The organism is Desulfobacter latus, from assembly GCF_013389365.1.
Taxonomy (GTDB): Bacteria; Desulfobacterota; Desulfobacteria; order Desulfobacterales; family Desulfobacteraceae; genus Desulfobacter; species Desulfobacter latus.
Window position 1 is genome coordinate 1 of sequence record NZ_JACADJ010000093.1, and the last position, 12,054, is coordinate 12,054.

General features: G+C 45.3%; 18 protein-coding genes and 1 pseudogene. 7 read left to right on the forward strand and 12 right to left on the reverse strand.

Going from position 1 to position 12,054, the window contains the following annotated elements; all coding sequences use genetic code 11:
• Window positions 1–136 (reverse strand): MerR family DNA-binding transcriptional regulator (locus tag HXW94_RS16965; RefSeq protein ID WP_178368094.1); only part of this gene is annotated, 136 nt, incomplete at its 3' end.
• A 137-nt stretch (window positions 137–273) separates the two neighbouring features.
• On the opposite strand from HXW94_RS16965, the gene HXW94_RS19610 reads away from it, so the two are divergent.
• Window positions 274–393, forward strand: a complete 120-nt coding sequence (locus HXW94_RS19610) for a hypothetical protein (protein WP_246294165.1) — start codon at window positions 274–276, stop codon at window positions 391–393.
• 72 nt (window positions 394–465) lie between these two features.
• Window positions 466–840, forward strand: coding sequence for a group II intron maturase-specific domain-containing protein (locus HXW94_RS19615; protein ID WP_246294161.1), 375 nt, complete (start codon window positions 466–468; stop codon window positions 838–840).
• Between the two features lie 98 nt (window positions 841–938).
• Here HXW94_RS19615 and HXW94_RS16975 read toward each other — a convergent pair whose 3' ends face one another.
• The 5 genes and pseudogenes from HXW94_RS16975 to HXW94_RS16995 form a co-directional block, all read right to left on the reverse strand.
• Window positions 939–1,205, reverse strand: a complete 267-nt coding sequence (locus HXW94_RS16975) for a BrnA antitoxin family protein (RefSeq protein WP_178368095.1) — start codon at window positions 1,203–1,205, stop codon at window positions 939–941.
• A gap of 3 nt (window positions 1,206–1,208) precedes the next feature.
• Window positions 1,209–1,454, reverse strand: a pseudogene (locus HXW94_RS20435) (BrnT family toxin); the annotation flags it as partial.
• Window positions 1,455–1,546: 92 nt separating this feature from the next.
• On the reverse strand, window positions 1,547–1,717 hold the full coding sequence (locus tag HXW94_RS16985; protein WP_178368096.1) for a hypothetical protein: 171 nt from the start codon (window positions 1,715–1,717) through the stop codon (window positions 1,547–1,549).
• 600 nt (window positions 1,718–2,317) lie between these two features.
• Window positions 2,318–2,557, reverse strand: a complete 240-nt coding sequence (locus tag HXW94_RS16990) for a YlcI/YnfO family protein (protein ID WP_178368097.1) — start codon at window positions 2,555–2,557, stop codon at window positions 2,318–2,320.
• 1 nt (window position 2,558) lies between these two features.
• Window positions 2,559–2,981 (reverse strand): putative toxin-antitoxin system toxin component, PIN family, encoded by a 423-nt coding sequence (locus HXW94_RS16995; protein ID WP_178368098.1) that lies wholly within the window; start codon window positions 2,979–2,981, stop codon window positions 2,559–2,561.
• Between the two features lie 290 nt (window positions 2,982–3,271).
• Here HXW94_RS16995 and HXW94_RS17000 point away from each other — a divergent pair, with 290 nt between their 5' ends.
• The 5 genes from HXW94_RS17000 to HXW94_RS17020 all read left to right on the forward strand — a co-directional run bounded on the left by HXW94_RS17000 (window position 3,272) and on the right by HXW94_RS17020 (window position 8,596).
• Window positions 3,272–3,643: a hypothetical protein gene (locus HXW94_RS17000; protein WP_178368092.1), complete on the forward strand. Its 372-nt coding sequence runs from the start codon at window positions 3,272–3,274 to the stop codon at window positions 3,641–3,643.
• 333 nt (window positions 3,644–3,976) lie between these two features.
• Window positions 3,977–6,577, forward strand: a complete 2,601-nt coding sequence (leuS, locus tag HXW94_RS17005) for a leucine--tRNA ligase (RefSeq protein WP_178368099.1) — start codon at window positions 3,977–3,979, stop codon at window positions 6,575–6,577.
• Between the two features lie 239 nt (window positions 6,578–6,816).
• Complete coding sequence (gene iscB / locus HXW94_RS17010) at window positions 6,817–7,851, forward strand: RNA-guided endonuclease IscB (protein ID WP_178368100.1); 1,035 nt, start codon at window positions 6,817–6,819, stop codon at window positions 7,849–7,851.
• A 77-nt stretch (window positions 7,852–7,928) separates the two neighbouring features.
• Window positions 7,929–8,258: a HigA family addiction module antitoxin gene (locus tag HXW94_RS17015; protein ID WP_343054685.1), complete on the forward strand. Its 330-nt coding sequence runs from the start codon at window positions 7,929–7,931 to the stop codon at window positions 8,256–8,258.
• 113 nt (window positions 8,259–8,371) lie between these two features.
• The gene (locus tag HXW94_RS17020; RefSeq protein ID WP_178368093.1) at window positions 8,372–8,596 is read left to right on the forward strand and encodes a hypothetical protein; all 225 of its coding nucleotides are present in this window, start codon (window positions 8,372–8,374) and stop codon (window positions 8,594–8,596) included.
• Window positions 8,597–9,073: 477 nt separating this feature from the next.
• On the opposite strand, the gene HXW94_RS17025 is transcribed toward HXW94_RS17020, so the two are convergent.
• From HXW94_RS17025 to HXW94_RS17050, 6 genes are all read right to left on the reverse strand, one after another.
• On the reverse strand, window positions 9,074–9,379 hold the full coding sequence (locus HXW94_RS17025) for a type II toxin-antitoxin system PemK/MazF family toxin (RefSeq protein ID WP_178368104.1): 306 nt from the start codon (window positions 9,377–9,379) through the stop codon (window positions 9,074–9,076).
• 434 nt (window positions 9,380–9,813) lie between these two features.
• Window positions 9,814–10,314 carry an HNH endonuclease gene (locus tag HXW94_RS19310; protein WP_218576781.1) on the reverse strand — a complete coding sequence of 167 codons (501 nt, stop codon included), beginning with the start codon at window positions 10,312–10,314 and terminating at the stop codon, window positions 9,814–9,816.
• A 160-nt stretch (window positions 10,315–10,474) separates the two neighbouring features.
• Entirely contained in the window at window positions 10,475–10,753 is a 279-nt protein-coding gene (locus HXW94_RS17035) for a transcriptional regulator (protein ID WP_246294162.1), read from the reverse strand.
• Between the two features lie 164 nt (window positions 10,754–10,917).
• The gene (locus HXW94_RS17040; protein WP_178368101.1) at window positions 10,918–11,334 is read right to left on the reverse strand and encodes a PIN domain-containing protein; all 417 of its coding nucleotides are present in this window, start codon (window positions 11,332–11,334) and stop codon (window positions 10,918–10,920) included.
• Entirely contained in the window at window positions 11,324–11,548 is a 225-nt protein-coding gene (locus tag HXW94_RS17045) for a DUF6364 family protein (protein ID WP_178368102.1), read from the reverse strand. Before HXW94_RS17045 ends, HXW94_RS17040 begins: the two co-directional genes overlap by 11 nt.
• Window positions 11,549–11,730: 182 nt before the next feature.
• Window positions 11,731–11,883 carry a helix-turn-helix domain-containing protein gene (locus tag HXW94_RS17050; protein WP_246294163.1) on the reverse strand — a complete coding sequence of 51 codons (153 nt, stop codon included), beginning with the start codon at window positions 11,881–11,883 and terminating at the stop codon, window positions 11,731–11,733.
• Between the last annotated feature and the right edge of the window lie 171 nt (window positions 11,884–12,054).

Consider the following 12,054-nt stretch of genomic DNA (forward strand, 5'->3'; position numbering starts at 1 on the left):
CTGATTCATCATAATACCGCTGACCTGTCGGCGTTCGCTTGGCAACTAATCGGCCTTCAGCATCCCAGCGTCGCAATGTCGATGCAGATTTCCCTATTCTTTTTGCAAATTCGTTTATTCTGTAAATATTACTCATAATGAGTTAATATAGATAATAATAGATATAAAATCAATAACTATTTACATCTCCTTTGCTGTCCAACATCGTCCTTGATGAGCTGGATAAGGAACTGGAGAAACGAGGGCACCGATGTCCGTTATGCCGATGACTTTATGATCTTCTGCAAAAGCCGGAAAGCGGCCGAAAGGGTTATGCAGAGTATCACCAGGTTTCTGACCGTGAAACTCAAGCTTAAAGTAAACCAGGACAAAAGTGCTGTCAGCAGACCGTAGTTACGCAAATCCCTCGGATTCACATATTTCCAAATGTGTGGGCAGTCCAAGATTCGGATTCACGCCAAGAGCATGAAACGGTTCAAGGATAAAGTCCGGGAATTAACCAGCCGCAAGCGGGGTAAAAGCCTGTGGCAGATCATTCAGGAACTGAACCAATATTTTCGGGGATGGTGGAATTATTTCCGGCTTACAGAGGCCCAATCCTTCCTCAAAGGTCTCAAAATCTGGATAATGCGAAGGCTGCGAAGTTTTGTCTGGAAACAATGGAAAAATCCTAAAACCAGGGTTCGGAACCTTGAGAAACTTGGTATTGCTCACCATGATGCCATGCTTTGCGGCAATGCCCGGAAAAAGTACCGGCAGATGAGCAAAATCAAATGGGTGGCCATTGCCATGCCTGAAAGATATTTTATTGAGAAAGGATTATATCTGCCCGGGAACTGATTCTTAAAATCAGCTGAACCGCCCTGGTACGCGATCCGTATACCGGGTGGTGTGGGAGGGCTCCTCAGTGATGGGGAGTCCTATCCCGATTGTGCTCATTAGTACCGCATTTCCGAGTCGATCCGTTCAGAAAGAAAAATCTTTAAAAGAGACTGATACGGAACATCCTTTTTGTTTGCCAATACTTTCAAATCCTCAATCATGGATTCAGGCAACCGGATAGAAATTTTCCGAGTTGAAGGTTTTAGTTTCGAAAACACAACATTCTCTGCATCAGACCAATCCATATAATCAGAAGAATCATTTTCTTGCCAAAATTTGCGTTCTTCGGCTTCACTGCTGAATTTAGGTATTTTCTTTTTCATCTTTCATCTTAGATACCTTTCCATTTCCACATCGGTCATGTCACGAGCGGATATGATTCTTATTTTATCATTTCGAATGGTGAAGACAGCAAAAAGCAAACGATTCATGTCTGTTCGACCAAGCACATAATAGCGGTCTTCAACAATAGAATGGTGCTTATCATATTTGATTATGAGCGGTTTGTTGAAGAAAATTTGTTCACATTCCAATGTGGCGACGTCATGCCTGTCCCAATTTTTGGTGTTGTTTCCTTCATCCCATTCAAAACCGGTACTCCGTACGTGAAGATTTCCCTCATACGGTTCCTCGACTCAGGCTCTTTTACCGAGCCGTCGACCAATCAGGCGACACCCCGATTGGCGTATATAACTTTTACCCTGATCCGGATCAGATCCCGGAGCAGGCCATGGTCAATATTGTCAAATAGTCCGGTAATATCTGCACTTAAAATCCAGTTGATATTCAGCTCATAACACTTTTTACGTATCTGGGCAACGGCTAAGACTGCCAATTGGTCATCACGGGTTTGTTCGCTCTTAACTATCCGCCCTCGTTACCTTGCGTTGCCCGTCTTTCATGTTTGTGTTTCCGCTTGCGGCGGACTCATCTGCGTGGCGGGGATTCCATGCTGATGCCGGGATTTTGCCATAGGCTGGATCTCCTGGTACCTTTCTTTTTCTACAGGGAACCAATTGGCTCTCCCCAGTTCCCGAGCTACCCCTTTGAGAACATGCCCTGGTCGAAGACCCCGGTGGTGACTTTCAGGCTTGCCATAGCACCTGTAAGTCTGCTGCCTTCCGTCACGCTGGAATGCGTCGGCTTTCCCCCTGCAATTGCAGGGTTTATCCCTATAGACCACAACTATACATTTTTCGGGGCTCAGTACAGAGCCTGCAATCTTGTTCCATCCAGCCTCAGACCTCCGTTACCGGTTTTGCCTGTGGATTTCACTAATGAGCTGCGGGCTAAGCTTTGCTCATGTGGGACTTGCACCCACTGGGTAACATTATCGAGTTTCATCCTCCCATTCAGTGGAATTCCAACGATTCGGATTTAACTGGGCACGAGCAGGGCTTTGTTATACCCATTTTTTTGTTTTATTATCAATACATTACAATTTGTCATAACTTTCAGGTTCTACGTGGGGAACATTCTTTAATACTCTTAAAAAGTCCTCACGACTTCCTTTTTCGGCTTCTCTTTCCAAATAGTCATGGGTCATTAATGCAGATAATTTTTCTGCAGCAGCAGTAACCAAAAATTGATTAATAGATACCCCATCAGCTTTAGCCTGTTGTTTTAGTGAATTGTGAAGAGATTTAGGAAGTCTTAAAGTTAATGTGCTACCCATTTTACACCTCCCTGATAATAGGAAGAAATTCTTTTGGTCTGATTGGCTTCACCCCAAAGTTTTGAATATTGGAAAAATCTTTCAGATTATATGTGATAATATATTCACACTGTGAAGCTACTGCTAATTCTAAAACTAAATCATCCTTTGGATCTTTTAGCCATGGACGCCATAAATAAAAAATTTTTTGGTGTTCAGCTACTTTGCACAAGTAACGCAAAAAAGCTAAAATTTCTTCTTTCGTATTTTTACCCGTCATATGTTCAGGCCTTGTCAAAACATCTTGATATTCTAAATACAAGGGAACTGAAATATAGAAATCGAATTTTTTTGATGGGAGTGTTGAAATGAGAGCATATGATGCTCCCATGTCAGATTTCATGGCAGAAACCAATATGTTTGTATCTATTACAACTCTCATCATGGTTTCATATATAACACTAGAACATCAAATTAACAAATTGAATTTTGGATTCAGCCTATCCGTATTGTTTAAATCGGGTAGCCGGGGGTAGTTATCTACCCCAGGCCCCCTCAGAACCGTACGTGACAGTTTCCCGTCATACGGCTCAAGCATTTCTGAGGCTAAGCCTTGCGGGGCCGCCCGGTTGTTTTAGCATTAATGAAATTTACAGTTATTTCATAGCATATATCCTTGAGTATCCGCCCGGAAAGTACTGTTCTTTTTCCGAGTCAAAAGAAAATACATCCTTATTGAAAGATACCCTTGGCTTGTATGCCGTGTGCTACTTTAACAACCTTTGCGATACGCATCTACAGTCTTTTAACAGCATAAAACTGCCGATGGGCGCACCAGCAGTTGCCGTCATTTGCCTTCCCATCTTCAAAGAATCTCCAAACTCTCTCCCAAAGAAACACCTGCCCGGGTGTGTCTGTAAGCACACCCCTAAAAATCTACGGGCCATGTTAGGTGATATTATATCCGGTACCCAGACGCTGACATCTTCTTCCACGGAGTTGTCTGCTATTTCCGAGCAGATGTCCGGCAATTCCGAGCAGACATCGGAAAGATCCGGCAATGTATCTGTCGCGGCTTCAGCCGATTTAAAATTTAAAAAAATTTAAACATGTGTCCCACCCTAAAAGTGTTTATAGCAAATATCCAACCAACACCTAAATTGATTGACCACTCCCGGCATGTTAAAGAACTGGTGGCGGAAAAGGCGCGGGATTGGTTCTAACGTCGGCCGCTGTAGGGGCAGGCCCCCGTGCCTGCCCTAACGAGGGCAACCACAGGGGGATTGCCCCTACGATCTTAAACCCCTTCGTGTCTTTAAGCCTTTGTGTGAGAATAAATTTAGAATTGCTGCATAAATACCTTTGCTATTTCACCTGTGTTGTGGCATCTAAAAAAGTTCAACGATAAATTATAGATGCTTTTTGAAAGGAATGAAAATAATGGAGGAACGGTACATCCCTTCCCAGGTCGAGCCCAAATGGCAGGAATACTGGAAAAATACCCAGCTTTTCAAAGTCGAAGAAGATGCGTCCAGGGAAAAATATTATCTGCTTGAAATGTTTCCTTACCCTTCGGGGAAAATTCATATGGGGCATGTGCGCAATTACACCATCGGAGATGTGGTGGTCCGTTACAAGCGCATGAGAGGCTTTAATGTCATTCATCCCATGGGGTGGGATGCCTTTGGTATGCCCGCAGAGAATGCGGCCATTGACAATAATATCCATCCGGCTGCCTGGACCTATGACAATATCCGGTCCATGCGGGCGCAGCTTAAAAAAATGGGGTTTTCCTATGACTGGGACAGGGAAATTGCCACCTGCCGGCCGGAATACTACCGCTGGGAACAGTGGCTGTTTTTAAAAATGCTTGAAAAGGGCATGGCCTACCGCAAGGAATCCTATGTAAACTGGTGTGAAAAATGTCAGACGGTGCTGGCCAATGAGCAGGTTGAGCAGGATAAGTGCTGGCGGTGTTCCCAGGTGGTTCAGCAAAAAAAATTGTGGCAGTGGTTTTTTAAGATAACCGATTATGCCGAAGATCTTCTGGTCCATTGTGATCAACTTCCCGGTTGGCCGGACAATGTCACCACCATGCAGAAAAACTGGATCGGCAAAAGCGTGGGCGCTTCGCTTGATTTTAAGGTGGATGGCAGTGACGCGGTGGTCAATGTGTTCACCACCCGTCCCGACACCATCTTCGGCGCCACTTTCATGTGTCTGGCACCGGAGCATCACCTGGTGGAAACCTTGTCCAGGGGCACGGATCAGGAGACGGCCGTCTCCGAGTTTGTCGCAAAGGTGTCCGGACAGGAACGCTCTGCCGAAGGCATTGAAAAATATGAAAAAGAAGGGGTATTCACCGGCGCCTATTGTATCAATCCGGCCACTGGAGAAAAGATTCCTGTTTATACGGCCAATTTCGTTTTAATGGGGTATGGCACAGGTGCCATCATGTCCGTACCCTCCGGTGACCAGCGGGACTTTGATTTTGCCCGAAAATACGGACTTGAGGTCCGGGTGGTGGTGCAGCCGGAAGGGGAAAGCCTTGACGGTGCAACCATGACTGAGGCCTATGCCGACCGCGGCGTTATGACCAACTCCGGCCAATTTAACGGTATGGACAGCAAGGAGGCCATTGAAAAAATGGCGGACTGGCTCGAAGAGTCCGGCATCGGCAAGCGGGCGGTATCTTTCCGTCTGCGGGACTGGGGCATTTCCCGCCAGCGGTACTGGGGTACCCCCATTCCGGTGATCCACTGCCCCTCATGCGGGGTGGTGCCGGTGCCGGAAACGGATCTGCCCATTATCCTGCCCGAAGATGTCAGCCTGCTGGATAAAGGCGGATCTCCGTTGCCGACCCTGGACTATTTTGCCAGGACCACCTGTCCTGTCTGCGGCCGGGAAGATGCCAGAAGGGATACCGATACCATGGATACCTTTGTCGAATCTTCCTGGTATTATCTGCGCTATTGCTCTCCCCGGTATGACCAGGGCATATTTGATCCCAAGGCCGTGGAATACTGGATGCCCGTGGATCAGTATATCGGCGGTGTGGAGCATGCCGTGCTGCATCTTCTCTATTCCCGGTATTTTATGCGGGTTCTCAATACCCTGGGACTTGTGCCCTTTAAGGAACCATTTACCCGGCTTTTAACCCAGGGCATGGTGTGCAAGGAGACCATGACCTGTCCCGAGCATGGGTACCTGTTTCCGGAACAGGGTGAGAAACAGGATGGAACGCTTGTGTGTAGCATGTGCGGCAAGGATGTGGATGTCGGACGTGTGATTAAAATGTCCAAATCCAAGAAAAACGTGGTCAATCCCAATGAGCTTCTGGAAAAATACGGGGCCGACGTGACCCGGTTGTTCTGTCTGTTTGCCGCCCCCCCTGAAAGGGACCTGGAGTGGAGCGAGGACGGCGTTGAAGGCAGTAACCGGTTTGTCAACCGTGTCTGGCGTCTGGCGTTGACCTGCATGGAGAGCATCCAGGGAATTGACGCGTACAAAGGGCCGGCAGGTGCGCTTAAGGCGGATCAGGCAAAGCAACTGTATATCAAGGTCAATCAGACGATCCAGAAAGTAACCGCGGATATTGAAACCAATTTTCATTTTAATACGGCCATTGCCGCAGTCATGGAACTGGTCAATGCCATGTACGCGGTTGAACTTGAGACAGCGGATGATGAACTCAAATCCGTGGTCTGGTGCTGCCTTGAAAACGTACTGCTTTTGCTCAGTCCCATTATTCCTCATTTTTGCGAGGAGTTGTTTGGCCGGATGGGAAACCAGGGCTCTATTCTGGAACAGCCCTGGCCTGAATTCAGAAAAGATTCCATGGAAACCGATGAGGTGCTTGTTGTGGTTCAAGTGAACGGAAAATTGCGGGCAAAATTTTCCATGAGCGCCGATTCAGGTGAAGATGAGATTAAATCCGCCGCCCTTGGAGATTCAAAAATTATCAAGTACACCGAAGGAAAAGAGATCCGTAAAATTATTGTGATTTGTAAAAAACAGACCCTTGTTAATATTGTGGTATAGTTTGTCAACTACCCCTCGGCTGAAGACCGAGGGGCTTGAAAAAGCCCCAAAGTTGACCAGTCTAAGTGCTTCGAGTACTACGTTAGATCGGAAACAGGTACCCTGGGGTGCTCGCCAGCTCCAGGTTCTACGGTAAGTGGTTAAACAGGTTTAAGGGGTTAAGCCGGTGCTGCTTGCGCCAAACCCGGTCATAACATTGACGCGGCAAACATTACCTTGGAAACAAGAGGATTTTAAAATTGAGCGTATTTGTTCTGGATACAAACAAAAAGCCGCAGAATCCGATACATCCGGCAAAGGCAAGATTGCTTTTAACAGAAGGAACAGCCGCAGTTTTCAGACAGTTCCCTTTCACGATCATTTTGAAAGAGAAAGTCTTGGACGTGGCATCAAACCCATTGCGGATCAAGATTGATCCGGGCAGTAGAGAGACCGGAATTGCCGTGATTAACGACGATTATCGAGGCCAGCAGATCAAAAATAATCTGGAATCAAGACGAGCCATCAGAAGATCCCGGAGAAACCGGAAAACGCGATACCGAAAACCGCGCTTTGATAACCGGACCAGGGCGAAAGGATGTTTGCCGCCTTCATTAAAAAGCCGGGTTCACAATATCGAAACCTGGGTCAACCGGTTGTGCCGGTTTTGCAATATTCAGGCAATTTCAATGGAGTTGGTTCGGTTTGACATGCAGAAAATACAGAAGAACAGTTCCTTTCAAGGAAAACCGGGACTGTTGAAGCGAATTCAAAAGCAGTCCAAAGTGCCGCTCAAGGATGCGGGTGCCGTCAACACGACCCGATGGGACTTGTTCCGTACCTTGAAAAAAACCGGACTGCCGGTTGAAACAGGCTCCGGCGGTCTGACAAAATTCAACCGGACGACCAGGGGACTTCACAAAACGCATTGGCTCGATGCCGCCTGTGTCGGAAAAAGCACACCTGAAAAGATGTTTCAGATCGATAAAACCGTGTTGATTTTAAAGGCAGACGGTCATGGCTCAAGGCAGATGTGCAGGGTAAACAGGTTCGGGTTCCCCCGGACAACAGCAAAGTCAACTGAGAAAAAAGTCAAAGGATTTCAGACGGGCGACATCGTCAAGGCGGTTGTCACTTCCGGCAAAAAGGTTGGAACGTACACCGGACGTGTCGCTGTCAGAAAAAGCGGTTCGTTTAACATTAAAACAGTGGACAAAACAGTACAGGGCATTAGCTGGAAATATTGCAGGCTGCTTCACGCATCTGACGGCTATTCCTACAATACGACGTGCTAAGGTCCGGTGCCTGGGCTACTAAATTATTATAAGGAGGACGGCAATTCCTCTCCTGAGCTAAAGAATCAGGGGTTTCCTTGCCGCATTTTATGATTAGAATACCAACACATAGAGAGCCTACTCATCCAGGCGAAATGCTAATTGAAGAATTTTTAACTCCGATGGGAATAACCCAAAAGGAACTGGCAAATTCAATACATGTTCCATATCAAAGGGTTAATGAAATTGTAAAAGGTAAGAGAGGCATAACGCCGAGTACAGCCCTGCGATTGGCAAAATTTTTTGGAATGTCGGAAGATTTCTGGATGAATTTACAATTAAGATGGGATTTATATCAGACAAAGTTAACTGAAAGAAATGAACTGAAAAATATTAAGACCTACTGCGTACCCGAGTTGCAGTCATGAAAATAATATGCCCAACGAATAAGGTTAGGTTCTGTCTGACAATTCCAAAATTGTGATTATATTTTCCATAGAGTCCATAGAGATGGAAAATTCCAATCATGACGGAGGAACATATGGCACGGAAATCAAGAGAGCTATCGGATCAGGAATGGGCATTATTACTTCCCTTCATGCCGGAAAGGGTTGTATCTGAAATTTTGAGCGGAAAGCGCAGACTCAACACCCGGCAGATGAAGGCATTAGGAAAACGATTCGGTGTTTCGCCTGTGGTGTTTATGTCAACTACCCCTCCTGAATCAGAGATTCAGAAGGGGCTTGTAAAAGCCCAAGTTGACTAGCCTGAGTCTCTTTATTAGGGACTACGTTCGACATGAAATAGACACCCTCGGATGTATTCGCCAGTCCGTTGCCCTGTCGTGGCACTGTAAAAGCCCTGTGAGGTAGGGGCGGTCAACCACATTAGGAAGTCTGCTGAACATTGACGAAGCGAGTAAAAATAGAAAATCCGTTGATTGTGTAATTGCTGCATCCGGAGGCCAGGTTGGAATTCTTTTCAGCAATTCTAAATTTGGAACAATTCAAAAATTCTCAATTTTTTCAATTAGATATGCTAAAAATTTTTTTTGACAATAAAAAACTAAAATTTGAATTTCAAAGCAAATCGATGAAAAAAGGAGAAAACATGACTTTGGTTAAAATCAACCAAATGGGTTAAAGATTTGATATGTAAAGATAAAATCCAAATTGAGAATTGCTGAATTCTTTTAAAGAGATTTTACAAAATGCCGGTTAAGAGATATTCTAAAAAAAGAATTTTATTCTCCGTACATGTCAGTGATCAGCTTACGTAGCTGAGCAGCCTTATTGTCGGGTAGCTGATCAATCTTTGTTTTTAATCGTTGTTTGCTGATAGCCCGAATTTGATCAACAGCGATTTCGGCATTCTTGTTTACACATTTGATTTGAAGGCGTGTTTGCCATTTTGGATGCAATTTTGATGTCAATGGACAAATAACTATTGTTTCCAGGTATTTATTCATTTCATCCTGACTTACTATGACAACTGGGCGGATTTTTTGTATTTCACTACCTATCGTTGGATTGAGGTCAGCGAAATATATTTCATAAAATGCGGCAAGGAAACCCCTGAGTCTTCAGCTCAGGGGAGGAATTGCCGCCCTCCTTTTTGGTTAAAAATGTTTTTTGTAAAAGGCATATAATATTTAAACAGCCATATGCCAGGGCTCAACACCCGTTTCCGGGGTAATGTTTGCCTCGTCAATGTTATGATCGGGTTTGGCGCAAGCAGCACCGGCTTAACCCCTTAAACCTGTTTAACCACTTGCCGTAGAGCCTGGGGCTGGCAAGCACCCCAGGGTACCTGTTTCCGATCTAACGTAGTACTCGAAGCACTTAGACTGGTCAACTTTGGGGCCTTTTCAAGCCCCTCGGTCTTCAGCCGAGGGGTAGTTGACTATCCATGATAATATCTCCTGAACTATAAAAAAATTAATATTGTAATTACGATAATTACTTCAAAATATGTTGTCAAGTTTCAAAAAATTGTTAACAAATCTTCTTCAACTTTTTGCCAAGGAGTTGTATCTGAAATTTTGAGCGGGAAGCGTAGGCTTAACACCCGGCAGATGAAGGCAATAGGAGAATGATTCGGGGTTTCGCTTGTGGTGTTCATTTTTTTTTGGAGGGGGAGAGCACTGCAATTTTTGCAGGCTTGGTCATAAAGGGTTTTTTTCAGGGTACGGAATAAGTCCGTTCGGGTAGTGTTGACGGCTCCCGCATCCTTGAGTGGCACGCCGAACTGCTTTTGAATTATCTTCAACAGTCCCGATTTCCTTGAAAGGAACTGTTCGAGCGACTTGTTCCCCTTCTTCCTGTTGCACGCCGTACAGGCCAGTGTCAGATTGCGGACTCTGTTGGAACCGCCTTTCGATTTTGGAACGATATATTCAATCTCCAACAAAGTATCTGTTTTTCCGCAGTAGGCACACGTTCTGCCCCACTTTTCCAGAAGGTATTCCCGCACCTCGTAGCCCATGAGTTCACCTTACTGATACGCAACACCAGATATTTCAGGATTCTGTATCTTCTGCATGTCAAACCGAACCAACCGAGGGGTAGTTGACTTTACAGTTCTTCTAAAAGGCCTCTGGCACCGGGGAGCTTGATTCCTTTAGCTTTGGCTTCAGCAATTTCTCTCAAACCCCTTGGCTGCCGATCTCCGGCAGATCTACCTGCCTGACACCGTGTTCCTGCATTAAACACGTCAAGATGTCAACTGGTGCGCCCTCATGTTCCGGCAAGTGGGCGGTTTCATAAGTTTCCACTAAACTGCCAATGGTCTCGACCAGAGAGGCCAGCGGATGCGCTTCGTCCTCTCCGATTTCATCCAAAAGGCTGTCAAGAAAAGATACCTGCCGGTCATATTCCGCTTTTGAATGGGCCACGGAAAAGATGCGTTTGGCCTTGATCATCATTTGGACCACCGTGTAGGTTTGGTTGAACGAAGTGAAACCCAACATTTTGTATTTGTTGGGTTTCGTTCCTCAACCCAACCTAACTTCCACGCATTGGCCGAAATAATGATCAAGGCCGTAAAATCTCTTTAAAAGAATTCCGACCTGGCCTCCGGATGCAGCAATTACACAATCAACGGATTTTCTATTTTTACTCCCTGAAAGATTTGGCTGGGATTCAAATCCTCGGTCCAGATCTTTTCACAACGGGCACTTTGCGCCGCCGATACAATGAGAGCATCCCAGAAGGAAATCTTATTCAGGACCTGGCAGTCAATGGCCCGGTCAATGATTTCAGGCAAAATCAATACAACCTCAAAATGGGAAAACGAGTGTAAAATATCTTTGACAATCAGGGCATCAACCTTAAGCTTTTTTGTGGCTGTAACGTAAAATTCCTGCATGACCTGGGTGGAAATAACGCCTCCGGGCCCTTGGGCCACTTGACGGAGAAGCGTCCGACTTTTATGTTGCTTTTCAGGATCATATTGATCCAGAGCATAAACAAGAATGTTGGTGTCGATAAATATTTTAGCGGTCATATAAATCGTCCCTGTTCCAGGTCCGGCCGCTGGAATCCGCCTTTGTCCGATCCATGAGCTCGAAACATGAATCAATCCACTCCATTGACTGGGGCACGACGGTTTGCTCCAACAATTTTCTGATCAGTGCATTCAGGGAAGTCTGGTGTTGCTTTGCGTATTCTCGTCCTGAATGCAGCAGTTCCGTATCTAATGAAATGGTGATATTGGGCATTGTAAATCTCCTTGTTGCTCTTATATATAAAAGTCCCAATAAGCTGTTTAATTATTTTCATATTTTGTTGTGGGTTGAGCCTATGTGATAATAGACTATGTTGGCCTATGGCTGTTATTTAAATGCATTATAAGTGCACACTGATTGTGTGTCAATGTTAGAACTTCCATTTGAAGTCTGTTTTAAATAAACACCACAGGCGAAACTTTAAACCGTCTTCCTAGTACCTTCACCTGCCGGGTGTTAAGCCTGCGCTTTCCACTCAAGATTTCAGATACCACCCCTTGGCTGCCGATCTCCGGCCGATCTCCCTGCCTGACACCGTGTTCCTGCATTAAACTCGACTATCAAGTTTTCGACCTGTGCGGGTGGCCTCAAGCAACTATAGTGGTTTGCAAATGAATTGATAAATATCTAAAATTTTCATGTTATAATAAAAAATTGGGGGCTTTTATCTGATTTCGCCTTTTCTTTAACTTGCCATACCTCGATTTACCATTGCTGAT

What these genes read in the sequence shown, in the direction of transcription:
- HXW94_RS19615 (WP_246294161.1), top strand. Translation starts at nt 466, where the DNA reads ATGAAACGGTTCAAGGATAAAGTCCGGGAATTAACCAGCCGCAAGCGG.
- HXW94_RS19610 (WP_246294165.1), top strand. Translation starts at nt 274, where the DNA reads ATGATCTTCTGCAAAAGCCGGAAAGCGGCCGAAAGGGTTATGCAGAGT.
- HXW94_RS16990 (WP_178368097.1), bottom strand. Translation starts at nt 2,557, where the DNA reads ATGGGTAGCACATTAACTTTAAGACTTCCTAAATCTCTTCACAATTCA.
- HXW94_RS16975 (WP_178368095.1), bottom strand. Translation starts at nt 1,205, where the DNA reads ATGAAAAAGAAAATACCTAAATTCAGCAGTGAAGCCGAAGAACGCAAA.
- HXW94_RS19310 (WP_218576781.1), bottom strand. Translation starts at nt 10,314, where the DNA reads ATGGGCTACGAGGTGCGGGAATACCTTCTGGAAAAGTGGGGCAGAACG.
- HXW94_RS17045 (WP_178368102.1), bottom strand. Translation starts at nt 11,548, where the DNA reads ATGCCCAATATCACCATTTCATTAGATACGGAACTGCTGCATTCAGGA.
- HXW94_RS17035 (WP_246294162.1), bottom strand. Translation starts at nt 10,753, where the DNA reads ATGATGATCAAGGCCAAACGCATCTTTTCCGTGGCCCATTCAAAAGCG.
- HXW94_RS17020 (WP_178368093.1), top strand. Translation starts at nt 8,372, where the DNA reads ATGGCACGGAAATCAAGAGAGCTATCGGATCAGGAATGGGCATTATTA.
- HXW94_RS17050 (WP_246294163.1), bottom strand. Translation starts at nt 11,883, where the DNA reads ATGCAGGAACACGGTGTCAGGCAGGGAGATCGGCCGGAGATCGGCAGC.
- HXW94_RS16995 (WP_178368098.1), bottom strand. Translation starts at nt 2,981, where the DNA reads ATGATGAGAGTTGTAATAGATACAAACATATTGGTTTCTGCCATGAAA.
- leuS (WP_178368099.1), top strand. Translation starts at nt 3,977, where the DNA reads ATGGAGGAACGGTACATCCCTTCCCAGGTCGAGCCCAAATGGCAGGAA.
- HXW94_RS17040 (WP_178368101.1), bottom strand. Translation starts at nt 11,334, where the DNA reads ATGACCGCTAAAATATTTATCGACACCAACATTCTTGTTTATGCTCTG.